This window comes from Achromobacter sp. Root83, from assembly GCF_001428845.1.
In the GTDB taxonomy this organism is placed as follows: Bacteria; Pseudomonadota; Gammaproteobacteria; order Burkholderiales; family Burkholderiaceae_B; genus Achromobacter.
The window spans coordinates 184,110-208,858 of sequence record NZ_LMIU01000001.1; the positions used below are offsets into that span (position 1 = coordinate 184,110).

The 24,749-nt window shown below is 68.6% G+C and carries 22 protein-coding genes; 9 read left to right on the forward strand and 13 right to left on the reverse strand.

What is annotated here, in order from left to right:
- Positions 1-190 precede the first annotated feature (190 nt).
- The gene (locus ASE30_RS00805) at positions 191-1,888 is read right to left on the reverse strand and encodes a thiamine pyrophosphate-binding protein (RefSeq protein WP_057282365.1); all 1,698 of its coding nucleotides are present in this window, start codon (positions 1,886-1,888) and stop codon (positions 191-193) included.
- 131 nt (positions 1,889-2,019) lie between these two features.
- On the opposite strand from ASE30_RS00805, the gene ASE30_RS00810 reads away from it, so the two are divergent.
- Positions 2,020-2,913 carry a LysR family transcriptional regulator gene (locus tag ASE30_RS00810; RefSeq protein WP_057282366.1) on the forward strand — a complete coding sequence of 298 codons (894 nt, stop codon included), beginning with the start codon at positions 2,020-2,022 and terminating at the stop codon, positions 2,911-2,913.
- 53 nt (positions 2,914-2,966) lie between these two features.
- Here the strand turns inward: ASE30_RS00810 and ASE30_RS00815 are convergent, their stop codons facing one another.
- The 11 genes from ASE30_RS00815 to ASE30_RS00865 form a co-directional block, all read right to left on the reverse strand.
- Positions 2,967-4,064, reverse strand: a complete 1,098-nt coding sequence (locus ASE30_RS00815; protein WP_057282367.1) for a mandelate racemase/muconate lactonizing enzyme family protein — start codon at positions 4,062-4,064, stop codon at positions 2,967-2,969.
- Complete coding sequence (locus ASE30_RS00820) at positions 4,061-4,840, reverse strand: ABC transporter ATP-binding protein (protein ID WP_057282368.1); 780 nt, start codon at positions 4,838-4,840, stop codon at positions 4,061-4,063. Before ASE30_RS00820 ends, ASE30_RS00815 begins: the two co-directional genes overlap by 4 nt.
- A gap of 2 nt (positions 4,841-4,842) precedes the next feature.
- Positions 4,843-5,598, reverse strand: a complete 756-nt coding sequence (locus ASE30_RS00825; protein WP_057282369.1) for an ABC transporter ATP-binding protein — start codon at positions 5,596-5,598, stop codon at positions 4,843-4,845.
- Positions 5,595-6,602 carry a branched-chain amino acid ABC transporter permease gene (locus ASE30_RS00830; RefSeq protein ID WP_057282370.1) on the reverse strand — a complete coding sequence of 336 codons (1,008 nt, stop codon included), beginning with the start codon at positions 6,600-6,602 and terminating at the stop codon, positions 5,595-5,597. Before ASE30_RS00830 ends, ASE30_RS00825 begins: the two co-directional genes overlap by 4 nt.
- On the reverse strand, positions 6,599-7,459 hold the full coding sequence (locus ASE30_RS00835) for a branched-chain amino acid ABC transporter permease (RefSeq protein ID WP_057282371.1): 861 nt from the start codon (positions 7,457-7,459) through the stop codon (positions 6,599-6,601). Before ASE30_RS00835 ends, ASE30_RS00830 begins: the two co-directional genes overlap by 4 nt.
- 28 nt (positions 7,460-7,487) lie before the next feature.
- Positions 7,488-8,678, reverse strand: a complete 1,191-nt coding sequence (locus ASE30_RS00840; RefSeq protein WP_057282372.1) for an ABC transporter substrate-binding protein — start codon at positions 8,676-8,678, stop codon at positions 7,488-7,490.
- 84 nt (positions 8,679-8,762) lie between these two features.
- Positions 8,763-9,881 carry a mandelate racemase/muconate lactonizing enzyme family protein gene (locus tag ASE30_RS00845; protein ID WP_057282373.1) on the reverse strand — a complete coding sequence of 373 codons (1,119 nt, stop codon included), beginning with the start codon at positions 9,879-9,881 and terminating at the stop codon, positions 8,763-8,765.
- Positions 9,882-9,895: 14 nt separating this feature from the next.
- Positions 9,896-10,879, reverse strand: a complete 984-nt coding sequence (locus tag ASE30_RS00850; protein ID WP_162259904.1) for a quinone oxidoreductase — start codon at positions 10,877-10,879, stop codon at positions 9,896-9,898.
- Complete coding sequence (locus ASE30_RS00855; protein WP_057282375.1) at positions 10,876-12,087, reverse strand: CaiB/BaiF CoA-transferase family protein; 1,212 nt, start codon at positions 12,085-12,087, stop codon at positions 10,876-10,878. Before ASE30_RS00855 ends, ASE30_RS00850 begins: the two co-directional genes overlap by 4 nt.
- Positions 12,084-13,103 carry an acyl-CoA dehydrogenase gene (locus ASE30_RS00860; protein ID WP_057282376.1) on the reverse strand — a complete coding sequence of 340 codons (1,020 nt, stop codon included), beginning with the start codon at positions 13,101-13,103 and terminating at the stop codon, positions 12,084-12,086. Before ASE30_RS00860 ends, ASE30_RS00855 begins: the two co-directional genes overlap by 4 nt.
- 8 nt (positions 13,104-13,111) lie before the next feature.
- The gene (locus ASE30_RS00865) at positions 13,112-14,263 is read right to left on the reverse strand and encodes an acyl-CoA dehydrogenase family protein (protein ID WP_057282377.1); all 1,152 of its coding nucleotides are present in this window, start codon (positions 14,261-14,263) and stop codon (positions 13,112-13,114) included.
- A gap of 333 nt (positions 14,264-14,596) precedes the next feature.
- Here ASE30_RS00865 and ASE30_RS00870 point away from each other — a divergent pair, with 333 nt between their 5' ends.
- Both ASE30_RS00870 and ASE30_RS00875 read left to right on the forward strand, forming a co-directional pair.
- Positions 14,597-15,397 (forward strand): crotonase/enoyl-CoA hydratase family protein, encoded by an 801-nt coding sequence (locus ASE30_RS00870; protein WP_057282378.1) that lies wholly within the window; start codon positions 14,597-14,599, stop codon positions 15,395-15,397.
- A 55-nt stretch (positions 15,398-15,452) separates the two neighbouring features.
- Positions 15,453-16,634 (forward strand): acetyl-CoA C-acyltransferase family protein, encoded by a 1,182-nt coding sequence (locus ASE30_RS00875; protein WP_057282379.1) that lies wholly within the window; start codon positions 15,453-15,455, stop codon positions 16,632-16,634.
- A gap of 88 nt (positions 16,635-16,722) precedes the next feature.
- Here ASE30_RS00875 and ASE30_RS00880 read toward each other — a convergent pair whose 3' ends face one another.
- Positions 16,723-17,496 carry an IclR family transcriptional regulator gene (locus ASE30_RS00880; RefSeq protein WP_057282380.1) on the reverse strand — a complete coding sequence of 258 codons (774 nt, stop codon included), beginning with the start codon at positions 17,494-17,496 and terminating at the stop codon, positions 16,723-16,725.
- Positions 17,497-17,608: 112 nt separating this feature from the next.
- Between ASE30_RS00880 and ASE30_RS00885 the strand changes: the two genes are divergently transcribed.
- Genes ASE30_RS00885 through ASE30_RS00910 form a run of 6 tightly spaced genes read left to right on the forward strand, consistent with a single transcriptional unit; the run spans position 17,609 to position 24,563 of the window.
- Positions 17,609-18,409: an enoyl-CoA hydratase gene (locus ASE30_RS00885; RefSeq protein WP_057282381.1), complete on the forward strand. Its 801-nt coding sequence runs from the start codon at positions 17,609-17,611 to the stop codon at positions 18,407-18,409.
- On the forward strand, positions 18,406-20,490 hold the full coding sequence (locus ASE30_RS00890) for an acetate--CoA ligase family protein (RefSeq protein ID WP_057282382.1): 2,085 nt from the start codon (positions 18,406-18,408) through the stop codon (positions 20,488-20,490). Before ASE30_RS00885 ends, ASE30_RS00890 begins: the two co-directional genes overlap by 4 nt.
- A 37-nt stretch (positions 20,491-20,527) precedes the next feature.
- Positions 20,528-21,496, forward strand: coding sequence for a tripartite tricarboxylate transporter substrate binding protein (locus tag ASE30_RS00895; RefSeq protein ID WP_057282383.1), 969 nt, complete (start codon positions 20,528-20,530; stop codon positions 21,494-21,496).
- 4 nt (positions 21,497-21,500) lie between these two features.
- Positions 21,501-22,688 (forward strand): acyl-CoA dehydrogenase family protein, encoded by a 1,188-nt coding sequence (locus tag ASE30_RS00900; protein ID WP_057282384.1) that lies wholly within the window; start codon positions 21,501-21,503, stop codon positions 22,686-22,688.
- A 6-nt stretch (positions 22,689-22,694) separates the two neighbouring features.
- Positions 22,695-23,741, forward strand: coding sequence for an acyl-CoA dehydrogenase family protein (locus ASE30_RS00905; protein WP_235515154.1), 1,047 nt, complete (start codon positions 22,695-22,697; stop codon positions 23,739-23,741).
- A gap of 51 nt (positions 23,742-23,792) precedes the next feature.
- Positions 23,793-24,563 carry a hypothetical protein gene (locus ASE30_RS00910; protein ID WP_057282385.1) on the forward strand — a complete coding sequence of 257 codons (771 nt, stop codon included), beginning with the start codon at positions 23,793-23,795 and terminating at the stop codon, positions 24,561-24,563.
- The last annotated feature ends 186 nt before the right edge of the window (positions 24,564-24,749 follow it).

Below are 24,749 nucleotides of genomic sequence, written 5' to 3' on the forward strand. Positions count from 1 at the left end.
AATGCCGGCCCCGCCTGGTGCCGGGCGCCCGGCGGGCGCCGCGGCGTGGCGTGGGCATGCTCCATCCTAAGCCTGGGGGCCGCATTGCCGCAAGCGGGGCGGTTTTTTTCGTGTGTTTGCCGCCAACGGCCTGGCCCGGCCAGGCTGCGGTGGCCTTGCAAACCCCTCGGATCCGTGCGTGTGCCGCGGTTCAGGGCGCAAGCGAGCCCTGGGCGGCCTGGCGCCGCAGTTGGTCCAGGGTGGCGGCCGGCGTGATGGCCTGCGGATCGACCTGGATCTCGATCAGGGTTGCGCGCCGTTCGCGCACCGCCGCGTCGAACGCCGGCGCGAACTGCGCGGTGTCGGTCACGGTGACGCCGTGCAGCCCGAACGAGCGCGCAAAGACCGCGAAGTCGGGATTGGTGAGCTCGGTGCCGATGACGCGGGCAGGATAGGTCTTTTCCTGATGCATGCGGATGGTGCCGTACATGCCGTTGTTGACCACGATGAAGATGATGGGCAGCGCGTAGCGCGCGACGGTGGCCAGTTCCTGTCCGCTCATCAGAAAGCAGCCGTCGCCGGCAAAGCACACCACCTGCCGCTCGGGATGCGCGATCTGGGCGGCGATGGCCGCCGGCACGCCATAGCCCATGGCGCCGCAGGTGGGGGCGAGCTGCGTGCCGCGGCGGCGGTAGGCGTAGTAGCGGTGCAGCCAGATCGCATAGTTGCCGGCGCCGTTGGTGACGATGGCGTCGTCGGCCAGGCGTTCGCGGACATGGCGCACGATGCGGCCCATGTTGACGTTGCCGGGCACTTCGGTCACCACCTGCCATTGCTCGTAGCCGGCTCGCGCCTGGCGCACCCAGACGGCTCGCGCGGCGGCGGCGTTCGCGGGCACGGGCAGCGCGCGGGCGGCGTCGGCGAATGCAGCGGGTCCGGCGTTGATGGCCAGCGCCGGGCGATACACCCGGCCCAATTCTTCGGCGCCCGCCAGCACGTGGACCATGGGTTTGCCGGGATCGGGGTTGGCGATCAGCGTATAGCCCAAGGTGGAAGCTTCGCCCAGCCGCGTGCCGACCACCAGCAGGAAATCGCTGTCGCGCACGTGTTGCGCGAGCGTGGGATTGGGCGCCAGGCTCAGGTCGCCCGCATAGCAGGGATGATCGTTGTCGATGATGTCCTGGCGCCGGAATGCGCAAGCCACCGGCAAGCCATGGGCCTGCGCGAAGCCGCTGATGTCGCGCGCCGCCTGTTCGGTCCACCCGCTGCCGCCCACGATCATCATCGGCCGCTCGGCGTGTTCCAGCATGCCGGCCAGCCGCTGCATCTGGCTGGCGCCGGGCGCCGCCTGGACGGGCTGCCAGGGCGGCGAATCGACGGCCTCGACCACGTCCGTCAGCATGTCTTCCGGCAGCGCCACCACCACAGGACCCGGCCTGCCCGATACCGCAAGCTGGTAGGCATAGCCCACCAGTTCCGGCACGCGCCGCGCGTCCTCGATCTGGATCACGCCCTTGGCCAGGCCGCCGAACATCTGCCGGTAGTCCACTTCCTGGAACGTGTCGCGCTGCGAGGCGTCGCGGCCGACCTGGCCGACGAACATGATCATCGGCGTGGAGTCTTGCCGTGCCGTGTGCACGCCCGTGCTGCCATGCGTGGCGCCGGGGCCCCGCGTGACAAAGCAGACGCCGGGACGCCCCGTCAGCTTGCCATGCGCTTCGGCCATGTTGGCGGCGGCCGCTTCGTGCCGGCAGGTGATCACGCGCACGCTGTCGCGATGCTCGTACAGGCCGTCGAGCACGGCCAGATAGCTTTCGCCCGGCACGCAGAAGACGGTGTCGGTGCCATTGATCGCAAGCGCGTCGGCAAGCAGTTGCCCGCCGGCACGCGGCGCACGGTTGGGGGTCATGGAGGTCTCCGGGTTTTTCTGATGGCGACGCAGCGTCGTCGATGAGGCAGAATATGGCGCACAGGCAAACCATTCCAATATTATTTTCTGAAAAAGTGATACGTTCCTGATATCACCAGCGTGAGGAGACCATGGACTTCAAGCATTTCCAGCAGTTCCTGACGCTGGCCGAAACGCTCAATTTCCGCCGTGCCGCCGAAAAGCTGCACATGGCGCAGCCGCCGCTGTCCGTGTCGATCCGCAAGCTCGAAGCCGAAGTGGGCGTGACGCTGTTCACGCGCGGCAAAGACGGCGTCAGGCTCACCGAAAGCGGCGAGGCGGCGCTGGGCGAGGCGCGGCGCGCGCTGTTCCACGCGGCGCAGTTCCGCCAGGCCGCGCGGGCGGCCTCGACGGGCGACCTGGGCACCTTGCGCATCGGCTTCGTGGGGTCGGCCACGCACGAGGTATTGCCGCGTCTCTTGCCGCGCTTCCATGCGCTGTATCCCGGCGTCGAGCTGGAACTGCGCGAGGCGATCTCGATCCGCATCATGCAGGGCATCGAAGAAGAATCCATCGACATCGGCGTGGTGCGCGTGCCGGTGGCGATCGGCTCGAATACGCGGCTGGCCACGCTGTTCACCGAGACCTTCGTGCTGGCCGTGCCCAAGAGCAATCCGCTGGCCCAGCGAGCGACGGTCAGGCTGAAAGACCTGTCCGATGAGGGGTTCATCCTGTACTCGGGCGTGGACGCGCCCGGGCTGCGCACCGCGGCAATCCATGCCTGCCAACTGCGCGGCTTCATGCCCCGCGTCACACAAGAGGCCATCCAGGTTCAAACCGTGTTGAGCCTGGTGGAGGCGGGCTTCGGCGTGGCGCTGGTGCCGTCCGTCTCGCGCCGCTTCAACAGCCGCCACGTCATCTACAAAAAACTCGCGGATTTTCCCGCCAGCGCCTCGATCGGGATATCGCTGGCATGGAGGCCGTCGGCCGAGAGCGCGGCCGTGCGTAACTTCCTGGACGTGGCGGCCCAGGTGTTCAAGGAATAGGGGGCTGCCCCCGCAAGAGCGGACCGGGCGCCTTGCGGCCAGCGCCGTGACGGTCATCCAATGCGGTAGCGCGCGATGACCTCGGGGTCGGGGTCGCAGCCCAGGCCGGGGCCCTGCGGAATGGCGACTTCGCCATCCGGGCCGGGCAGGCCGACCGCGCCGAACAGTCCCGATTCGAGCTGCACGCCGAATATTTCGATGCCGCCGATGTGGGCGTAGACGGCCGCCATCTGCAGCGTGGCCAGCAGCCCGGGCCCGAAGTAGGGCGAATGCGGCGCCACCGCGCGTCCGTGCGAGCGGGCTAGCTCGGCCACGGCCCGGAATTCGGTGATGCCGCCCACCTTGGTGATGCTGGGCTGGAAGTAATCCAGCGCCCCGGATTCGGCCAGCGGCTGGAATGCCCAGGCGTTGCCGACGTTTTCGCCAGCGGCCAGCGGAATATTGGCTTCGCGCCGCAGGCGCGCCAGGCCGGCCACATCTTCCGGCGGCCAGACCGGCTCTTCCAGCCATTTGAGCCCGTAGGGTTCCAGCCGGTGCGCCATGCGCAGCGCCTCATCTGCGGGCCAGGCGCAATTGACGTCCAGCATCAGCTCGACGTCCGCGCCCAGCGCCTGGCGGGCCGCCGCCACCGCGGGCACGGTGATCTCGTGCAGCTTCAGCCTGCGGAACCCGCGTTCGAGCGCGCGTTCGCACGCGGTGGCCACCGTGGCGGGCTCGTGCAGCCGCATCAGGCTGGTATAAGCCGTGACCGAACGGCGCGACCCGGCCCCCAGCATCCGGCACACGGGCAGGCCGGCGCGCTTGCCCGCCAGGTCCCACAGGGCGATGTCCAGGCCCGACAGCGCGTACATGACCGGGCCGTTGCGGCCGAAGATGTGCAGCGGCCGCTTCAGGTCTTCCATCAACTGCACGATATCGTCGGCATCGCGACCGATGGCCAGTGGGGCGACGATTTTCTCCAGCGCCGCCACGGTAGCGGGAATGGCGTTGTAGCCGAACGCCTCGCCCCAGCCGATCAGGCCGTCGTCGGTGCTGACCTTGACCAGCAGGTAGTTGAGCTTGGCCCACACCGTGCCGCCGAAACCGGTGGGTGGCCCATCGTGGCGATAAGGAATCGAGACGACGATGGGCTCGATGGCGGTGATTTTCATGGCGTGGCTCCTGCGGGATGAGAGGCGGGCTCGGCGCGGCCGCCCAGGTAGATGCGCTGGATCAGTTCGCCGGCCTGCACCTCGGCGGGCGTGCCCTGGCCCCCGATATGGCCGGTCTCGACCAGATAGCAGTAATCGGCGAAGCGCAAGGCTTCCTTGACCAGTTGTTCGACCAGCAGCACGGCCATGCCGCTGCGGGTCAGGTCCTTGGCGACCGTCAGGATGCGATCCACGACCAAGGGGGCCAGGCCGCCGGACGGCTCGTCCAGGATCAGCAACGCGGGCTCGGCGATCACGCCCTGGGCCACCGCCAGTATCTGCTGCTGCCCGCCGCTCAGGCGCGAGGCCGGCTGCAGGCGCTTTTCGGCCAGTTCGGGAAACAGATCATAGATGCGCGGCAGGCGCGCGCGGTCGCCGTGCCGGTGGGTGGCGTACGTGCCCAGCAGCAGGTTGTCTTCCACGGTCAGGCCTGTAAAGACGCGGTGGCCTTCCAGCACGACATTGATGCCGGCCCGCACGGTGGTGCGCGCATCGGCGGCCGTGATGTCGCGGCCCTTGAAGGTGACATGGCCTGCGCGCTTGGGGATCAGGCCGGCCAGCGCGTGCAGCATCGAGGTCTTGCCGGCGCCGTTGCGGCCCAGCATCACCACGAATTCGCCCTGGTGCACCCGCAGGTCCACGCCGTGCACGACCTGCGCCTTGCCGTAGGCCACCTGCAAGCCGGTCACGTCCAGCAGCACGGGAGCGGAGCTATGCGTACGTTGAGGATTCTGCATGGTCAGGCTCCGAGGTAGACCCGAATGACTTCGGCGTTGTCGCGGACTTCGCGCGGCGCGCCCTGGGCGATCATGCGGCCCAGGTTCAGCGTGGTGACGCGGTCACACAGTCGGAAGACGAAGTCGGTATGGTGTTCCACGATCAGCACGCCCAGGCCGGCTTGGCGCACGGTGCCCACGATCTGGGCCAGTTGCTCGATCTCGTGCTCGGTCAGGCCGCCGGCGGGCTCATCCAGCAAGAGAAAGCGCGGCCGCATGGCCAGGCCGCGCGCGATCTCGAGGAAGCGCTGTTCGGCGTGGTCGAGCATGTTGGCGGGCCGGTCGGCCACGCGCTCAAGGCCCACGCCGCACAGCATTTCATAGGCCAGGTCGCGGGCCTCGCGTTCGCGCCGGCGCATGGCGGGCAGCGCCAGCGCGGTGCGCAGAAAGCCCGCGTTGCTGTGCTTCCAACTGCCCAGCATGACGTTCTGCCAGGCGCTCAGGCTGCCCAGCAGGCGCGGCTTCTGGAAGGTGCGCGCGACGCCCTGCAGCGCGCGCCGTTGTACCGACGTGTCGGTGATGGGGACGTCGTCGAGCATCAGCGTGCCGCCATCGATGGGGTAGTAGCCGGACAACAGGTTCAGCAAGGTGGTCTTGCCGCTGCCGTTGGGCCCGATCAGGCCGTGGATTTCCCCTTCGGCAAGCGTCAGGCTCACGCCATCGACCGCGGTGATGCCGCCGAATCGCTTGGTGACGTCATTGGCTTGGAGCGTGCTCATGACGGGCGCCCTCCACGCAGGGCCGCCGCGAGGCGGGGCAGGTCGGGCGCGACCACGTGCTTCTCGGGCTTGCGCGGCGCGAACTTGTCGCGCAGCACGCGGACGATGCTGCCGATTCCTTCCGGCACCAGCAGCACCACCAGCAGCAGCAGGATGCCGTAGAACAACTGTCCCCAGCGGGCCAGCGGCGCGACCAGCTCGGGCAGCGCGGCCAGCACGATGGTGCCCACGAAAGGCCCCATGATCACGCCGCGCCCGCCGATCACGATGCAGACGAAGAAGAACAGGCTGAGCTCGAATACGAAGGTCTCGGGCGTGATGTAACTTTGCAGCGAGGCGAACAGCGCGCCGGCAACGCCCGCCGTGACGCCGCTGAAGGTGAAGATCGCCAGCTTGACGCGGAACACCGGTATGCCGACCGCGGCGGCGGTCACCGTGCTGTCGCGCAAGGCGATCATGGCCCGGCCCCACGAGTAGCGGGCCAGGTTCCACACCAGCCAGCTGACGATGCCGGCCACCGCCGCCACCAGCCAGTACAGGCCGGCAGGGCTGTCGAATGGCGAATCGAACGAGGCCACGCTCAGGCCCGCCCCGCCGCCCGTGAGTTCGTCTCGGGCCAGCGAGAACTCGGTCACCATCATCGCGAAGGCCATGGTCGCCATGGCGAAATAGAAGCCCGGCAGCCGCAGCGAGGGCAGGCCCAGCAGGAAGCCGCAGGCCCCGCACAGCACGGCCGAGGCCACCAGCGCCACCCAGGGACTGGCCTCGTAGTGGCCGGTCAGGATGGCGAAGGTATAGGCGCCGATGGCCAGCAGCCCGACGTGTCCGATGGAAAGCAGCCCGGTGTATCCCACCACCAGATTGAGGCTGGCGATCAGGATCCAGTAGGTGCCGATCAGGGTGGCGACGTGCAACTGGTACGGATTGCCGGCCCAGAAAGGCAGCAGCGCCAGCGCCGCCACGCCGATGGCCAGTGGCCAGTGGAAGTTCTTTTGGGTTTTCATACGTGGCGCACCTGCTTGTTGCCGAACAAGCCTTCCGGCTTGATCAAAAGAAAGACCATCAGCAGGCCGACCGCGATGGTCTGCTGATATTCCCCGCCGAAGAAGTACGTGGCGAAGGTGCTGAGCAGGCCCAGCGTGAGGCCGCCCACGATGGCCCCCGCGTTGCTGCCCAGGCCGCCCGCGGCCAGTGCGATGAATCCGTACAGCGTCAGCGTCAGCCCCAGCGCGAAGAAGGCGAAGGTGAGCTGACCGGCCGCGAAACCGACCAGGCCGCCCAGCAGGCCCGCCAGCCCGTACGAGAACGCGCGCACGCGCTCCGTCGAGATGCCGCGCGCGCGCGCCGCGTAGGCGTCTTCGGCCACCGCCAGGAACACCTTGCCAAACAGCGTGCGCCGGTAGAACAGGTCCAGCCCCAGCGCCAGCAGGGCCACGCACGCGATCGGCAGCCAGTATTTCTGGTCCCAGATGCCGGCGGTGAAATCCTGCGGGATCAGGCGCGGAAAGGCGCGCGGCTCGGTGCCCCACCACAGCCCCACCGCCTGCTGCACGATGGTGGCCAGGGCCAGGGTGCTGAGCAGCCACAGATGCTCATCCGAGCGCGCCAGGATGCGGCGGATCGCCACGGCCTCGGTGATCAGGCCGAACGCGATGGCGGCCGCCACCGCGCCGGCCAGCCCCACGGCGGTGGGCAGGCCCAGGTCGCCGATCAGCCAGGCGCCGACGACGCTGCTCAGCATGAACAGGTGGCCCGTGGTGATGCTGAGCACCTTCGAGGTGGAATACATCACGTTGTAGGCCAGCGCGGCGGCGGCGTAGAGCGCGCCGATGGCCAGGCCGGTCACGAGGACGGTCAGCATGGGAAGGACTCCTCTGGACGATGGCGGGTTATTTGGGGGCCAGCTCGAAGCTGCCGTCCTTGAAGGTATTTGCGCGGTTCACGACCATGCCGGAATCCGGAAAGCCGTTGTGGTTGTCGGCGGTCCAGGTGTAGTCGGCATAGACGCCGGGCATGCCGCGGGTGCTCTGGAGCGTCTTGCCGAAGGCCTGCGCATCGGTGCCGCCGTTTTGCTTGACGGCGTGTTCGATGATCTTGACGGTGTCATACCCCAGCGCCACCCACCAGAAGGTGAAGTCGATCTTGCCGCCCAGCTTGGGCCGGATCTGGTCCATCAGCGCCTGGGTGCGTTCGGGCAGCTTGCCGGCCGCGTCATAGGTGGTGCTGGCATAGCCGGCCGCATAGGTGTTGTCCCAGTACGAAGGCTTGTTCAGCAGGTCGCGGATCGGCAGTCCCATGAGCGCGGGGTGGCCCACCACCGGAACGTCCCATTGCAGGTCGCCGCGCGCATTCAGGATGCGGGCCAGCAGGCCCGTGGCGGCCGACCAGGGCATGATCACGTCCGCGCCGGCGGCGCGGGCCTTCTCGATCTCGTCATTGACGCTGGTCTTGTTGGGGTCGATCAATGCGGAGTACACGGGTTTGATGCCGGCGGCTTCGAGCAACGCGGCGGCCCGCTTGGCCGACGATGCGCCGTAGCCGGTGGTGTCGCCCAGCACGGCGACCTTGCTGCGCTTGAGCGTTTCCAGGGCGTACTTGTTCGCCGACGTGATCCACTGTTCGTTGGTGTTGATCACGCGGAACGCCAGCGGATATTTCTTCGCGTTGGTCAACTCGTCGACCGTGCCGATGATCAGGTTGGGTATCCCCGCCTTGGCCAGGATCGGAACCGTGGCCAGCGACTCGCCCGAGTTGACCGGGCCGATCACGTAGGCGACCTTGTCATCGTAGGCGAGCTGCTTGGCGAAGTTGACCGCCTTGGTCGGATCGCCGGCGGTGTCACGCGTGATCAGTTCCAGCTTGCGGCCGTTGATGCCGCCGGCCTTGTTGATTTCTTCCACGGCGAATTGCACGCCCTGGTTCTCGGCGATGGCGGCCGACGACAGCGGGCCGGTCAGTGACGACAGCCAGCCGATGCGGATCGGCCCGTCTTTGTTGTCGGCCGCGTGGGCGAATGGACTGCCGGCTGCCAGGGCAGCCGCGCAAAACAGGGGCGCTGCAAGTTTCTTGATGGGGTTCATGATGTCTCCGTATGTTCCGTCCACTTCGAACGAGTGGACTGTGGCGGCAATGCCGGCACCCCCTGCGGGCGTGCCGGTCCACGCCTAGCCGCCGGCGGTGCGTGGTGAAATCAGGTAGGCGTCGATGCGGTCCCAGTCGAACGAGAAGCCCGTGCCGGGGCGGTTGGGCACGGCGATGCAGCCGTCGGCCTCGACCTCCATGCGTTCATGGAACAGCGGCTCGAACCAGGGCATGTGCTCGGCCCAGGTGGCGTTGCCGGCGGCCGCCACGATATGCAGGCTGTGTTCCGTGAAGATGTGTGGCGCGACCGGCAGGTCGTGCGCCGCCAGGTAACGCACCGCCTTGAGCATCTCGGTATAACCGCCCATGCGCTGCAGGTCGGGCATGAACACAGTGGCCGCGCGCTCGCGCGCCATGCGCCGGATGCCGTAGCGCGTGTACTCGGTTTCGCCGCTGGCGATGGGCATGGGCAGGCGGCGCACGATCTCGGCGGCGCTGTCGTCGTCCCAGGTGGGTACGGGCTCTTCAAACCAGGCCAGATCGAAACGGGCCAGTTCGCGGCCCAGCCGCAAGGCCCGCGTCAGGTCCAGGCCCTGGTTGGCGTCGGCCATCAGGGTGATCTGGTCACCGATGGCATCGCGCACGGCTTCCACGCGGGCAATGTCTTCCTTCCAGTCGGGCGAGCCCAGGCGCATCTTCATGGCCTTGAAGCCCTGGTCCACGAACTGGCGCGCCTCGTCGCGCAATTCATCGCGGCTGGACGATAGCCACAGGCCCGCGCTGGCATAGACCGGCACGCGCTCCCGATGCGCGCCGAACAGCTTGTAGAGAGGCCGCCCGGCCAGCTTGCCGATGATGTCCCAGCACGCGATGTCGATCGGGTTGTAAGCCAGGATCGACACGCCGCTCTGGCCATAGAAGTTGCAGCTGCGCAGGAAATCCGTCCAGAGGGCTTCCACGTCGTGCGGATCGCGCCCGACGATCAGGGGGGCGAGCGACTGCGTGAACTGCGCGATAGCTTCGAGCCGCTGTGCGTTGAAGCAAAAGCCATAGCCTTCGCCGGTGACGCCGGCATCGGTCTCGACCGAGACCAGCAGGCAGCAGACATCGGCGATTTCATGGATCGATGTCTTCAGCGGGCGCGGCAGGGGGATCCGGGCAAGCCGGGTGTGCAGGGCAGTGATACGTACGGCGTTCGACATGATGGGCTCCGGTGTTAGCTGGGAATGAGGACGGCGGCCGCGATGCTGCGCTTTTCCAGCGCCGCGTGGGCGCGGGCGGCCTGGGCCAGCGGATAGTGGCGCGGAATGTGCGCATGCAGCGCCTTGGCGCGCATGTGGCCGAAGAGTTCGGACGCCGCGGTCAGCAGGCGCGCTGGCGTATTCAGATAGGCCGCCAGGCTGGTGCGCGTCAGATACAGCGATTGCTTCTGCAGGGCCGACAGCGCCACGTTCGTCACCGGGCCGCTGGCATCGCCGAAGCTGACCAGCAGCCCGCGCGGGCGCAGGCTGTCCAGCGAGGCTTGCCAGGTGTCGCGGCCCACGCCGTCGTAGACCGTCGCCACGCCGGCACCGTTGGTCAGGGCCATGACCCGCGCGGCCACGTCTTCGTGGCGCGTATCGATGACGCGCCAGGCGCCATGCTCGCGCGCCAGCGCGCCGCCCGCCTTGTCGCTGACGGTGCCGATGAGCTGCACGCCAAGCAGGCGCGCCCATTGGCAGGCGATCAGCCCGACGCCGCTGGCCGCCGCGTGGAACAGCACGGTTTCCCCAGCTTGCGGGCGATAGGTCTGGCGGAACAGGTATTGCACCGTCAGGCCCTTGAACAGCATGGCCATGGCCGCGTCGAAGCCGATATCGGCCGGCAGCTTGATGAGATGCTGCGCCGGCAGGTTGCGGGCCTGGGCGTAGGCGCCCAGCGGGCCGGTGGCGTAGGCCACGCGGTCGCCCGGCCGCAGCCCCGTCACGCCTGCTCCCACGGCCTCGATCACGCCCGCGCCCTCGAAGCCCAGGCCGTGCGGCAGGGCATGCGGATACAGGCCGCTGCGGTAATACAGGTCGATGACGTTGATGCCCACGGCGCGATGCGCCACCGTGACCTCGCCCGCCGCCGGGGCGGGCAGGCTGCTGTCGGCCACCCGCAGGACGTCCGGGCCGCCATGCGTATCAAGGATCACGGTCTGGTTCATGCCGCCTCTCAGGCCACGGCGCCGGCATCGCGCCAGCCCTGGATGTCGGCGGCGCTGGCGCCCAGCACCTGGGTCAGCACTTCGGCCGTATGTTCACCCAGACGGGGCGGGGCGGTGGGCTCGCGCGGCGGCGTGCCGCGCAGGTGCAGGGGTGAACGCATCAGCCGCAGGGAGCCATGCCGGGGATCCGGGGTGTCGGTCAGCAGGCCGCGCGCCGCGATCTCGGGGGCATCCAGCGCCTGCGGCACGGTGCGCACCGGACCGGCGGGGATGCCGGCGGCACGGATGCGCGCCAGCCAATGCGCGCTGGATTGCGCCAGCAGGATCTGCTGCAGCGCGGGCACCAGCGTGTCGCGGTTCATGGCGCGGGCCCGGTTGGTGCGATAGCGTTCGTCCTGGGCCCATTGGGGCTCGCCCAGCGCCGCGCACAACGCGGCGAACTGCGTGTCGTTGCCCACGCCCAGCGCGAATGCGCCGTCGGCCGTGGCGAAGATCTGGTAGGGCACGACCGTCGGATGCCCGTTGCCGAAACGGCGGGGCTCGTGCCCGGCCGCCAGGTAGCCCGCGCCGACGTTGGCCAGGATACTGACCGCGCTGTCGAGCAGCGCCAGGTCGATCAATTGGCCCTGGCCCGTGTTGTGCCGCGCCAGCAGGGCCGCCAGAATCGCCTGCGTGGCGTTCATCCCGGTGACCAGATCTGTGATGGCCACGCCCAGCTTCATCGGCGCGCCGTCGGGTTCCCCCGTGATCGACATCAGGCCGCTCTCGGCCTGGATCACGAAGTCATAGCCGGGTTCGGCCGCGCGCGGGCCGGTGCGGCCATAGCCGGAGATCGAGCAGTAGATCAGGCGAGGATTCGCTTGCGACAGCGTGTCGTGGTCGAGCCCGAACTTGGCCAGCGCGCCCAGGCGGTAGTTTTCCACCAGCACATCGGCTTGCAGGGCCAGCCGGGTCACCAGGGCGCGGCCTTCGGGGTGGCGCAGGTCGACCGCCAGCGATCGTTTGCTGCGATTGGCGCACATGAAATAGGTGGATTCCCCGTCCACGTCCGGCGGCGTCCAGCCGCGGGTGTCGTCGCCATGGCCGGGCGCTTCGATCTTCCATACGTCGGCGCCCAGATCGGCCAGCGTCTGGGTACACCAGGGGCCGGCCAGCACGCGGCTCAGGTCGAGCACGCGCACGCCGGCCAAGGGCAGCGGGCGGGAGGCGGCGGCGCTCATTCGATCACCGCGTAAAGATGGGACCGCACGTAATCGAGCGCCGAGAGCTCGCGGGCGGCCAGCGCGTGGGCGCCGACGCGGGCATTCCAGTGCAGTTCGCCGCCCGCCGCGCGGCGCCATTCGCGCAGCCGGCGCGAATAGTATTGCAGGTCGTATTCGGCCGTGACGCCGATGGCGCCATGCACCGCGTGGGCAATATCGGCGGCGCGGGTCACGGCCGCGCTGGCGCGGGCCTTGCCCTGCGCCGCCAGCAGCGGGCGCGGCATCCAGGTGGGGCTTTGAAACGCCAGTTGGGCGGCCGCGCGCACGGCCCAGACCTGCTCGGCCAGGACGCTGATCTGTTGCTGCACAGCCTGGAAGCGGCCGATGGGCTTGCCGAACTGCGTGCGCTGGTTGGCGTAGTCCACGGTCAGTTCCAGGATTCGATCCAGGGCGCCGGCGATGATTCCCGCGTAGGCCACGGCGGCCAGGTCGGCCAGGTCGGCGTCGGCCACGTTGGCCAGCGGCGCTACATCCACCACGGCGCCGGGCCAGCGCAGATCGGCGTCGAGGCTGCCGTGTCCGCCCGATGCCGCCGCCTGCCCGCCGGCGACGGGCAGCAGCCGGGCGCCGCCAGGCACGGCGGCCAGCACCCATTCGGCGGCCAGGGCGGCACCCACCGCATGGGCCTGGACGCCATCGGCATCGATGACGACCGCCGCCGGCGCCAGGGCAATCGGGCCCGCGGGCGGCGTATGGCCGGCGGCGTGCAACCAGGCGCGCGCAAGCAGTGTCTGGATGACCGGCGCGCCGACGGCATGCCAGCCAACCGCCTGCGCCAGGGGCGCGATATCGGCCAGGCGCAGGCCGGCGCCGTTCGCGTCTTCGGGCAGGAGCGCATCCAGGAAGCCGGATGCTTCGATGGCCTCCCAGGCCGCCGCGGGCGCCTGTCCGCGTTCGACGGCGCGCAATACGTCGGTAGGGTAGGCCTGCGTCAGCAGGCGGCGGGCGGTGTCGCCGAACAGAGAGTCCGTCATGTTCCTTCCTATCTGAGACCGAGGCCGCGGGCGATGATGCCGCGCAGGATTTCGCGGGTGCCGCCGCGCAGCGAGAACGTGGGGCTGACTTGCTCCACGTAGGCCAGCGTGCGCATAAGTTCGGGCGGGGCGGGGCGGTCCGGGTTTTGGCCCAGCGCCTGTGCGACCAGGTCCGGAATGCGCTGTTCCAGTTCCGTGCCCAGGTCCTTGACCAGGGCGGCCTCGATGACGGGGCTGAGCCCGCGAGCCAGCTGACCCGCGATCGCCAGCGACATGGCGCGCAAGGAGGCCAGTTGGGTCAGGACATCGCCCAGCGCCGCGACGGTTTGCGCGTCGTCGATCTTCGCGGCGCGGCAATGCGCCAGCCAGCATTGCACCAGCGCCATGCTGGAATAGATGCGCTCGGGGCCGCTGCGCTCGAACGCCAGTTCGGCATTGACCTGCTGCCAGCCGTCGCCTTCGGTGCCGATCAGCGCCTGCGCGTCGAGGGTAACGTCGTCGAAGAACACTTCCGAAAAATGCGCGTCGCCGGCCAGGTCCTCGATGGGACGCACCGTCACGCCGGGCAGGGAAAGATCGACGATGATCTGCGACAGCCCCTGGTGCCTGTCGGCCGCCGTGCCCGAGGTCCGCACCAGCGCGATCATGTACTGCGAACGATGGGCATTGGTGGTCCAGATCTTGCTGCCATTGAGCAGCCAGCCGCCGTCGCGCGGTTCGGCGCGGGTGCGGATGCTGGCCAGGTCGGAACCGGAATTCGGCTCGCTCATGCCGATGCAGAAAAAAGCTTCGGCGCGGCAGATGCGGGGAAGATAGAACTGGCGTTGCGCCTCGGTGCCGTACTTCAGGATCAGCGGCGCGCTCTGGCGATCGGCGATCCAATGCGCCGATACCGGTGCGCCCGCGCACAGCAGTTCTTCGGACAGCACGAAGCGCGCGAAGTGACCACGCGCGGCGCCGCCGTATTCGCGCGGCAGGGTCATGCCCAGCCAGCCGCGCGCCGCCAGCGCGCGGCTGAAATCGGCGTCAAAGCCCATCCATGAGCGCGCCCGCCGGTCGGCGGGCACGTCCGCCATGGCGCCTGCCAGGAAGTCGCGTATCTCGGTTCGCAGCGCCTCGTCCTCGGCGGGAATGGCGGTCAGCTCAAGGGTATCGATCATGTCTCCATCCAACATCTCTTTTGCGATGGACTATCCCCCGTGGTGCTGAGACCCGTCTAATATTTTTTTTTGGCTGGTTGATATGTTTTTCGTATCGAAGGCCGGGAGTAACCCTGATGCGCCAGGGCCTGCGCTGTGCCTGGGGCGCCACGCGAACAGTGATATCGCATCGGTATCGGGCGGCGCCCAAACAGTATTGGACGCATCGCGCGCGCGCCGCCTACGCTGGATGCGGCCCTGGGCTGCCGGCTCGCGAATTCGCAACGGCTCCGGGCATGTATCGAGCCTGACCTACCAGGTTTGTATCCACCCCATCAGCGAGGCATTGCGGGCATGAGCGATTTATTGCAATACGAGCAGGATACGGACGGCATCGTCGTCCTGACGCTGGACCATCCCGAAACCCGCAATGCCCTGACCGGCAATGCCATGGTTGATGCCTTGCTGCAGGCGTGCGCGCGCATCGAGGGCGATCCCACGGTACGGGTCGTCATCCTTACCGCCCGCGGGTCCGTGTTTTCTTCCGGGGGCAATATCCACGACATGCAGCGCCAGATCGGGCCCGAGGTTGGCGCCGCTTCGCTGCGCCAGGAATATCGGCACGGCATACAGCGTCTGCCCCTTGCCATGCACGCGCTCGAAGTCCCCACCATCGCCGCCGTCAATGGCCCGGCCATCGGCGCGGGCTGCGACCTGGCCTGCATGTGCGATGTGCGCATCGCGGCCGACGAAGCGACCTTCGCCGAGAGTTTCGTCAAGCTGGGCATCGTGCCCGGTGACGGCGGGGCCTGGTTCCTGCCGCGCCTGATCGGCATGGCGCGCGCGGCCGAGATGTCGTTCACCGGCGACGCGATCGACGCGCGCACGGCGGCCGACTGGGGCCTGGTGTCGCGCGTGGTGCCGTCGGCGGACCTGCTGCCCACCGCCCGCGCGCTGGCGGGCCGCATGGCGGCGAATTCCCCCGAGGCCGTGCGCATGACCAAGCGCCTGCTGCGCGAAGGCCAGCACGCGCGGCTGGATACCTTGCTGGAGCTGTCGGCGGCCTACCAGGCGCTTGCGCACAAGACGCCGGCGCATGCCGAGGCGGTCGAAAACTTCATCGCGCGCCGCGCCGCGCGCAAGCCGCAAGGATGAGGCGGGGACAGCGCGCGGGGCAGTATGATGGAAAGCACCACAAGGAGGAAACATCATGAATGAAGTCATCGTCGCTTCGGCCGTTCGCACCGCCATCGGCGACTTCGGGGGCGCGCTGAAAGATGTGCCGCCCTGCGACCTGGGCGCGACCGTCATCAAGGCCGCGCTGGAACGCGCCGGCGTCGCGGGCGACGAGGTCGGCCATGTCGCCGTCGGCCACGTCATCAACACCGAACCGCGCGACATGTATCTGTCGCGCGTCGCGGCCATGAATGCCGGGATCGCCAAGGAAACGCCGGCCTTCAACGTCAACCGGCTGTGCGGGTCGGGCCTGCAGGCCATCGTGTCGGCGGCGCAGACCATCATGCTGGGCGATGCCGAGATCGCCGTGGGCGCCGGCGCCGAAAGCATGAGCCGCGCGCCCTACATCGCACCGGCTCAGCGCTGGGGCGCGCGCATGGGCGACAGCGTCATGCTGGACATGATGACCGGCGCGCTGTCCGATCCCTTTGGCCGCATGCACATGGGCGTCACGGCTGAAAACGTGGCGGCCAAGTTCGGCATCAGCCGCCAGGACCAGGACGCCGTCGCCGCCGAATCGCACCGCCGCGCGGCGGCCGCCATCGATGCGGGCTACTTCCGGGACCAGATCGTGCCGGTGGTCATGAAGTCGCGCAAGGGCGAAATCGTGTTCGACACCGACGAGCACGTGCGCCGCGACGTGACCGCGGACAGCCTGGCGACGCTCAAGGCGGTCTTCCAGAAGGAAAATGGCACCGTCACGGCGGGCAACGCCTCCGGGCTGAACGATGGCGCGGGCGCGCTGGTGCTGATGAACGCCAGCGTGGCGGCCAAGCGCGGCGTCAAGCCGCTGGCCCGCCTGGTGGCCTATGCCCACGCGGGCGTGGACCCCGAGATCATGGGCATCGGCCCGGTGCCGGCCACGCAGGCCGCGCTCAAGCGCGCCGGCCTGACCGTCGACCAGCTTGACGTGATCGAAGCCAACGAAGCCTTTGCCGCGCAGGCATGCGCGGTGTCGCGCGAACTGAAGCTGGATCCGGCCAAGGTGAATCCCAACGGCAGCGGCATCGGCCTGGGCCACCCCATCGGCGCGACGGGCGCGATCATCGCCACCAAGGCGCTGCACGAACTGCAACGCGTGGGCGGGCGCTACGCGCTGGTCACCATGTGCATCGGCGGCGGCCAGGGCATCGCCGCGATCTTCGAACGGATCTGATCCCGCCGGCAGGCCCGCGCCCGCCATGGTCCTGGAAATCCGCGCCCGCCGTGGCTTGGATTTTCCGGGCCATGGCGGGCGCGGCTTTTCAGGCGTGGCCCAGGTAATCCTTGGCCCAGGCCTGGCATTCGGCGTGCAGCAGTGCGCCCATCTGCGCCCGACGCGGCCCGTCGAGCCGGCTGCTGATCGCGCCAAAGCTGAACGCCACCCAGGTCAGTTCCGACACCGGGAATGCGACGCCCACGCCCGAGACGCCCGGCGTGATGGTATCCACGATTTCGGCATGGCCCGTCTGGCGGGTCTGTTTCACGGCCTTCATCAGCGCGGTGCTGGACATGCCGATCTGCGCGTAGCTGGCGGCATGGCGCGCATACAGCGCCGAAATTTCCTCATCCGGCAGGCTTGCCATCAGCGCCAGCCCGCCCGCGCCCACGCCCAGCAGGCGGCGCTCTCCCTGGTCGATGGTGAACACCTTCACGGGGAACGAGCCGGCCTCGCGCAGCAGGCACAGCGCGTAATCGCCCTGGCGGATCACCAGGAACACGGTGTCTCCGGACAGGCGCGCCAGCTTTTGCGCGAACGGACGCAACGCGTCCAGCAAGGGCGTGCGCCGCAATGCGGCAAATCCCAGTTGCATGGAGTCCACGCCCAGCCGGTAGCGCCGGCTGCGGGCGTCGCGCTCCGCGAACTGTTCTTCCAGCAGGCAGCTCAGCAGGCGGTGGGCGGTGGAGCGTTCCAGTCCGGTGGCCGCCATGACGCCTTGGAGGTCTATGCCTTCTTCCTGGTGCTGCGCCAGCACGCGCAGCATGCCCAGGGCGCGCCGCATGCTTTGGGTGCCGCCGGTGGAGCCTGTGGTGTTCATATTGTGGGAAACCTTGGTTGAATATTTTGTATTCTAGGATTCTGGGTGCGTTAATTCAAACCAAGCGATCGTGCCGCTTTCGACGGCGCGGCAACACAAGGACGAGGAGACCATGGAATACGCCACCCTGGCCGTCGAGCGGCACGACTCGGTATGCCGCATCAGCCTGGCGCGGGAATCCGCGCGCAATGCGCAAAGCCAGCAGATGCTGGACGAACTGGATGACGCCCTGACGCGGGCCGAACAGGACGACTCGGTGCGGGTCGTGGTGCTGGCCGGCCGAGGCGCGCATTTCTCGGCGGGACATGACTTGAAGGAGGCCCAGGCGAAACGGGCCGACTTCACGGTGGAAGAGCGTTGGGACTACGAGTCGCGCCGCTATTACGGCTACTGCCTTCGCATCTGGGACTTTCCCAAGCCTACCGTGGCGCAGGTGCAGGGGGCGTGCGTGGCGGGCGGTTTCATGATCGCCAACATGTGCGACCTGGTGGTGTGCTCGGATACCGCCTACTTCTCGGACCCGGTGGGCCATACGCTGGCGGCGGCCGCCACCGAAGTGCTGATCCATCCCTGGGTGATGGGGCTGCGCAAAGCCAAGGAAATGCTCTACACCGGCGAAAAGGTGGATGCGCAGGAAGCGCTGCGCATCGGCATGGTGAACCGCGTCGTGCCCGAAGCCGAGCTGGACGAGGCCACCCTGGCGCTGGCCCGGCGCATCGCGCAGGCGCCGCCGTTCGGACTGCGGCTGATCAAGCGTTCGCTCAACCGCACGGCCGACGCGCAGGGCTTTCGCACGGCGCTGTCGGCGCACTTCGATACCCACCAGTTATCGCACCTGAGCGAAGAATTCCAGGCGGTGCGCGAACGCGGCCTTGCCCAGGCGATCCAGCGCAACAAGGGCGAAGCGGCATGACGCCTAGCCTCGACCCCCTGCTCAACCCCCGCTCGATCGCGATGATCGGCGCCAGTTCCAATCCCGGGCGCATCGGCGGCATGCCGCTGGAACTGCTGAGCCGTTTCGGTTTCCAGGGTGGCATCTATCCCGTCAACCCGAAGTACCAGGAGGTGTTCGGCCTGCGTTGCTGGCCCGACATCGAAGCCGTGCCGGAGCCGGTGGATCTGGCGGTGCTGGCGATCGCCGCGGCGGAAGTGACGCCCATGCTGCGCCGCTGCCACGCCAAGGGCATTCGGGCTGCCATCGTTTACGCGGCCGGCTTTGCCGAGGCGGGCGGCGGGGGCATCCGCCTGCAGGACGAGCTGGAAGCGTTCGTCGCGGAAAGCGGCATGGCCGTGGCCGGCCCGAACTGCATGGGCTTCGCCAACCTGAACACGCAGGCCCACACCGCGTTCGCATCGGTCTTCAAGACCGCGCCGGCGCAGGACGGACCCGGCACCGTCAGTCTGCTCACGCAGAGCGGCAACGTGTGCGCGGCTGTTTATGCCATCGCGCGCAGGCTGGGCCTGCCGTTTTCGCACTTCATCAATACGGGCAACGAGGCCTGCCTGGATTTCTCGCAATATCTGGAGTACCTGGCGGCCGACCCCCATACGGAAATCGTGCTGGGCTACATCGAGCAGCTGCGCGACGGCGAACGCTTCGTGCGCGCGTGCCGCGAAGTGGAGCGCCAGGGCAAGCTGCTGATCGCCCTGAAGGCGGGCACCACGGACAAGGGGGCGCAGGCGGTGCAATCGCACACCTCGGCGCTGGCCGGCGACCGGCGCGTGTACGCGGCCGCCTTTCGGCAATTGAACGTGATCGAGGCCACCGATTTTGCGCAGATGGCGCACGTGGCCAGCCTGGCGACGCTGCGGCATCGCACGGCCGGCAAGCGCGTGGCGGTGCTGACGATGTCCGGCGCCCTGGGAGCCATCCTCGCGGACAAGTTCATCGCGGCGGGACTGGAACTGCCGGACCTGCCGGCCGAGCTGCAGGCGGTGCTGCGCGGCGGCATTCCCGACTATGGCATGGTGGGAAATCCGGTGGACGTGACCGGCAACGTGGTCAACGATCCCGCCTTCGTGCGCACCGTGCTGCAGGCGTTGGCCACCACGGACGCGATCGACGCCGTGGTGGTGTATGCGCCCGGCTACATGCTGGACCGCATGGCCGACGCGCTGGCCGATGTGTCGCGCCAGCACCAGCGCCTGTTCGTCGCGATCGATACCGGCCTGGCGCAAAGCCGGGACGCATTGCGCGAAGCCGAGGTGGCGGTGTTCGACGATCTGGGCCTGGCCGTGTCGGCGCTGGCGCCTTATCTGCTGTGGTGCGAGGCACGCGCGGCCCGGCGGCAGGCGCCCGCGCCTCGGCTCGATTCCACGCCGGCGCCATCCTTGCCCTGCAACGAAACGCAGGCGCGCGCCTACGTGGCCGCCTTCGGGCTGGATCAGGCGCGGGCATCCGCGGCGCGCGGCGCGGAGGATGCCGTGCGGGACGCGCGGATGGCGGGATATCCGGTCGCCTTGAAGATCCTGAGTCCCGACATCGCGCACAAAACCGAAGCCGGCGGCGTGGCGCTGAATCTGGCCGACGACGAGGCCGTGCGGCACGCCTATGCGCAGGTGACCCAGGCCGCGGCGCGGCTCCGGCCCGATGCGCGCATCGACGGCGTGATGGTTCAGAAGATGGAACGCGGCGTGGCGGAGCTTATCGTCGGCGCCGCGCGCGACCCGGTCTTCGGTCCCGTGCTGACGGTGGGGCTGGGCGGCGTGCTGACGGAGATCTATCAGGACACCAGTCACCGCCTGCTGCCGGTGGACGAGGACATCGCCTTGCAGATGTTGCGTGAACTCAAGGCGTTTGCGTTGTTGGACGGCTATCGGGGCAAGCCCCGGGCGGATCTGGCGGCGGCATGCAGGAGCATCGTGGCCGTGGGCAATGCCTTGCTTGCCGCGCCCGCGCATGTGGCGGAAATCGAAGTGAATCCATTGCTGATCAAAGAGGCGGGACAAGGCGTCGCCGTGCTGGATGCCCTGATCCTGCCCGCAATCCCATAGCGCGATAACGCGCAGCCTACCCCAGGAGGAGACAAGCATGATCAAGAGACTATTGGCCGGCGCCGCGCTGGCCTGCATCGGTGTCGCGGGCCCCTCGCATGCCCAGGACACTTACCCCAGCCGTTCCGTTCGCATCGTGGTGCCGTTCTCGCCTGGCGGCGCGACGGACATCATGAGCCGCCTGTTGGCGGAAAAGCTGAGCGGCAAGCTTGGCCAGCCGGTGATCGTGGAGAACAAGCCCGGCGGCGGCACCATGATTGCATCCGATTATGTGTCGCGCGCCGAACCGGACGGCTATACCTTGCTGATGGCCGCTTCGTCCCTGGGCATCGCGCCCAGCATCTACGCCAAGGTGAACTACGACCCGATCAGGGACTTCGCGCCGGTCGCGCAGGTGGCATCGGTGGTGCATGTGCTGGAGGTGCACCCGTCGATCCCGGCCAAGAATGTCGGCGAACTCATCGCCTACCTGAAGGCGAACCCGGGCAAGGTGAGCTACGGGTCGGTCGGCACGGGCAGTTCGACCCATCTGGAGGCAGAGCTGTTCAACAGCATGGCCGGCGTGCAGATGGCGCACATCCCCTACAAGGGCAGCGCGCCTGCACTGAACGATCTGGTGGCGGGACGCGTGCAGGTCATGTTCGACGCGTGGGCCTCGTCGGGGCCCTTCGTCAAGGACGGCAAGCTGCGCGCCCTGGCCGTCACCACGGCCCAGCCGTCGGCGTCGGTGCCGGACCTGCCCACCGTCGCGTCCTCCGGCCTGCCGGGCTATTCGGCCATGCCGTGGCTGGGCCTGGTGGCGCCGGCGCGCACGCCCCAGCCGGTGATCGACAAGCTGTACCAGAACCTGGCGCAGATCCTGCAGCAGCCGGAGGTGAAGGCGCAGTTCGTGGGGCTGGGCCTGGACATCATCGGCAGCGATCCCAAGACGTTCGGCGCGTTCCTGCATCAGGACGTGGCGACGTGGGCCAAGGTCGCGCGCGAATCGAACATCCGGCTGGAGTGAACGCATGACGGTGCCGGATTTCACCGAACGGGAGGACGAGTCCTTTCGCCTGGGCCTGCGTGGCTGGCTGGAATCGGCCTATGCGGCGTTCGCAAGCGCCTGGCCCGGCGGGGCCGACCCGCGCAGCCTGGACTATCGCCGCGCCTGGGAGGACACCCTCTGCGGCCACGGCTGGTCCGGGCTGGGCTGGCCGAAGGTCCATGGCGGGCGGGACTTGCCCCTGTCGCGCCAGGCGATCTTTCACGAAGAGCACGCGCGCTGCGGCGCGCCGCTGGGCGTGAACCTGATCGGCCACGGTATCCTGGCGCCCACCTTGCTGCACTTCGGCACCGAGGCGCAAAAGCGCCGGCTCCTGCCCGGCATTCTGTCCAACCGCGACGTGTGGTGCCAGGGGTACTCCGAGCCCGGGGCGGGCTCGGATCTGGCGTCGGTGCGCACGCGGGCGGCGCCGGCGTCCGGGGGCTACTGCCTGAACGGGCACAAGATCTGGACGTCGTTCGCGGATCGCGCGCAGTGGTGTTTTGTGCTGGCGCGCACCGATCCGCAGGCGCCCAAACACAAAGGCCTGAGCTTTTTGCTGGTGGACATGCGCAGTCCGGGCGTACGGGTCGAGCCCATCCGCCAGATCACGGGAGAGGCCGAATTCTGCGAGGTTTTTTTCGAGGACGTGTTCGTTCCTGAAGAGGGCCTGCTGGGCGAGCGCAACCAGGGGTGGAAGATCGCGATGGCGGCGGCCAGCTTCGAGCGCGGCACCTACTTCATTCCGCGCCTGGTGCGCTTTGCGCAGGAGCTGCGGCAGGTGCGCGAGCTGTCGCTGCGCGCCGATGCCCATGGCCACGTTCCGGCCTCGTCGGCCGCGGTGCGCCACCGCTGGGCAAGGCTGGCGGCCGACAGCCACGTGCTGGCGCTGAAGTCGCAACGCGCCCTGTCCGGCGCGATGCGCGGCGATCCGCCGGGTCCGGAAGGGTCGTCCACCAAGATCCACTGGAGCGAAGCGCATCAGCGCCTGCTCGAACTGTCCCTGCAACTGCTGGGCGAAGACGCCTGCCTGGCCGACGGCGCCACCGACGTGCGCGCGGCGGATCTTACGCACGCCTATCTATGGTCGCGCGCCGAGACCATCCTGGCCGGCACGTCGGAGATCCAGCGCAATATCATCGCCGAGCAGATGCTTGGCCTGCCCAAGGCTTGAGATCCCATGACACGGCAACTGAATCTGCACCTGAGCGTAGACCAGCGCATGCTGCGCGACGCGGCCGATCGCTTTCTGGCGGATCGCCATCCGGTGGCCCAGGCGCGCGCCGCCTGCCGGCAAAACGCGGAAGCGCGCGGGGTGCTGTGGCGCGCGCTGGCGGAGCAGGGCTGGCCCGCCTTGATGGCGCCCGAGCCGCACGGCGGGCTGGGACTGGGCCTGCGCGAAGCCTGGATCGTGGCCGCAGCGGCTGGGCGGCATCTGCTTAGCCTGCCGCTGGTGGCCAACATGGCGGTGCTGCCTACGCTATGCGGGGCGGCGGGTCCGTCCGCAGAATGGGCCAGCGCCATGATCGCGGGCGAGACCTGGTACGCCGATGCGGCCTTGCGTCCTGACGGCTCGGCGTTCATCGAAGGCGCAGGGGAGGGAGTGCGCGCCCTGGCCGTGCGCAGGGTCGGCCCGGACGCCTTGCGGCTGGAGCTGTTTGCGCCGGTGCCTGGCCTGGCGGGGCTGGACCCGGCCATGCCCGTGGCGCTTGCATCGACCCCGCGGGTGGTGGCCCGCGACGACCTGGAGGTCGCGCCCGGAACGTGGGGCCGGCTGCGCACGCGCCTGCGCCTGCTTCGGTGCGCCGAAATGCTGGGCGCGGCGTCGGCCGCGCTGGACATGGCGGCGGCCTATGCACGCGAGCGCCGCCAGTTCGACCGGCCCATCGGCGCCAACCAGGCGATCAAGCATCGTCTGGCCGAGGACTGGATGGCCCTGGACGATGCGCGGCTGGCCGGGTGGGCGGCCGCGGCCGCGCTGGACGCGGGCGCGGTGTCGGCGCAACGGGACAGCCTGTTCGCGCCGCTGCTGGCGGTGGAGAGCGCCCGCCGCGCCGCGCAGAACGCCGTGCAGACGCACGGCGCGCTGGGCGTGACCTGGGAGTGCGACGCGCACCTGTATCTGAAGCGGGTATTGCGTCTGGCGGCGAGCCTCGAGGCCGAGCTGTCCAGCACGGCGCTGCTCGAGCAGATCTGGGAGGGCGCGGCCGAACCGGCGCTGGCGTAGCCGGCAGCCGCGGGCGAGCCCCCCGGGCCGGGTGGGACCTACAATCCCGCCATGCATAAATCCAACTTCCCCTCCGAACTCGACCAGCCCACGCTTTCCGAAGCGGACGGCGTCCGCTATCTGCACTTCAATACCCAGTGGGTGCAGGGCGCGATGAACATCAAGAGCCCGTCCGACCTGGTGCTGGAATACACCGCCCAGATGATGGCCTGGCTGCTGTTCCTGGAGCCGCCCAAGGAAGAGGCCATCGGCATGCTCGGGCTGGGCGCGGGGTCGCTCGCGCGGTTCTGCGTCAAGCACACGCGCAGTCCGCTGCTGGCCGTGGAGTGGAATCCGCGCGTGACGGCCGCCTGCCACATGTTCTTCCGCCTGCCCGGGTCCAACCGGCTGCAGGTCGAACACGCGGATGCCGGCGTGTGGGCGGCCGACCCGCTCAATGCCGGGCGTTGCCCGGTGCTGATGGTGGACTTGTATGACGCGGCCGCCGAGGGGCCGGTGCGCGACAGCGTGAAGTTCTACCGCGATTGCCGCCGGGTGCTGGGCGACGTGGGCATCCTGGCCGTGAACCTGTTCGGACGCCACGAGAGCTTCGCCAAGAACATCGACAACCTGTCCAAGGCGTTCGAGGACCGTGTGGTGCTGCTGCCCGAGGTCGAGGCGGGCAACCAGATCGTGCTGGCGTTTTCCGGCCCGCGCCTGGCCATCACCCCCGCGGAACTGCTGGAGCGGGCGGAGGTGGTGGAAGGCAAATACGGCCTGCCGGCGCGCCGCTGGGCCCGTTCGCTGACCCGTCACGCGGTGGACGGCGTCCTGCACTTCTGAGTGCGGGGTTCAGGCGCGCAGTGTTCTGAGCGGCCGCCTGGCGAGCTTTGTTTTGAAGTCCTGCCGGCTGTCGCAAATGAGGTGGATATGGACGGTATCCGCCACCACCTCTTGGATGACCCGATTCCTGGCCGCGACACTTCCAGGAAGTGGGTGGCGGGAAGTTCGGGGGAGCATGTCCCGCCA

Bases quoted from the DNA above. Each gene is read 5' to 3' on its own strand.
- ASE30_RS00805 (WP_057282365.1), bottom strand. From the start codon at position 1,888: ATGACCCCCAACCGTGCGCCGCGTGCCGGCGGGCAACTGCTTGCCGAC.
- ASE30_RS00810 (WP_057282366.1), top strand. From the start codon at position 2,020: ATGGACTTCAAGCATTTCCAGCAGTTCCTGACGCTGGCCGAAACGCTC.
- ASE30_RS00815 (WP_057282367.1), bottom strand. From the start codon at position 4,064: ATGAAAATCACCGCCATCGAGCCCATCGTCGTCTCGATTCCTTATCGC.
- ASE30_RS00820 (WP_057282368.1), bottom strand. From the start codon at position 4,840: ATGCAGAATCCTCAACGTACGCATAGCTCCGCTCCCGTGCTGCTGGAC.
- ASE30_RS00825 (WP_057282369.1), bottom strand. From the start codon at position 5,598: ATGAGCACGCTCCAAGCCAATGACGTCACCAAGCGATTCGGCGGCATC.
- ASE30_RS00830 (WP_057282370.1), bottom strand. From the start codon at position 6,602: ATGAAAACCCAAAAGAACTTCCACTGGCCACTGGCCATCGGCGTGGCG.
- ASE30_RS00835 (WP_057282371.1), bottom strand. From the start codon at position 7,459: ATGCTGACCGTCCTCGTGACCGGCCTGGCCATCGGCGCGCTCTACGCC.
- ASE30_RS00840 (WP_057282372.1), bottom strand. From the start codon at position 8,678: ATGAACCCCATCAAGAAACTTGCAGCGCCCCTGTTTTGCGCGGCTGCC.
- ASE30_RS00845 (WP_057282373.1), bottom strand. From the start codon at position 9,881: ATGTCGAACGCCGTACGTATCACTGCCCTGCACACCCGGCTTGCCCGG.
- ASE30_RS00855 (WP_057282375.1), bottom strand. From the start codon at position 12,087: ATGAGCGCCGCCGCCTCCCGCCCGCTGCCCTTGGCCGGCGTGCGCGTG.
- ASE30_RS00860 (WP_057282376.1), bottom strand. From the start codon at position 13,103: ATGACGGACTCTCTGTTCGGCGACACCGCCCGCCGCCTGCTGACGCAG.
- ASE30_RS00865 (WP_057282377.1), bottom strand. From the start codon at position 14,263: ATGATCGATACCCTTGAGCTGACCGCCATTCCCGCCGAGGACGAGGCG.
- ASE30_RS00870 (WP_057282378.1), top strand. From the start codon at position 14,597: ATGAGCGATTTATTGCAATACGAGCAGGATACGGACGGCATCGTCGTC.
- ASE30_RS00875 (WP_057282379.1), top strand. From the start codon at position 15,453: ATGAATGAAGTCATCGTCGCTTCGGCCGTTCGCACCGCCATCGGCGAC.
- ASE30_RS00880 (WP_057282380.1), bottom strand. From the start codon at position 17,496: ATGAACACCACAGGCTCCACCGGCGGCACCCAAAGCATGCGGCGCGCC.
- ASE30_RS00885 (WP_057282381.1), top strand. From the start codon at position 17,609: ATGGAATACGCCACCCTGGCCGTCGAGCGGCACGACTCGGTATGCCGC.
- ASE30_RS00890 (WP_057282382.1), top strand. From the start codon at position 18,406: ATGACGCCTAGCCTCGACCCCCTGCTCAACCCCCGCTCGATCGCGATG.
- ASE30_RS00895 (WP_057282383.1), top strand. From the start codon at position 20,528: ATGATCAAGAGACTATTGGCCGGCGCCGCGCTGGCCTGCATCGGTGTC.
- ASE30_RS00900 (WP_057282384.1), top strand. From the start codon at position 21,501: ATGACGGTGCCGGATTTCACCGAACGGGAGGACGAGTCCTTTCGCCTG.
- ASE30_RS00905 (WP_235515154.1), top strand. From the start codon at position 22,695: ATGACACGGCAACTGAATCTGCACCTGAGCGTAGACCAGCGCATGCTG.
- ASE30_RS00910 (WP_057282385.1), top strand. From the start codon at position 23,793: ATGCATAAATCCAACTTCCCCTCCGAACTCGACCAGCCCACGCTTTCC.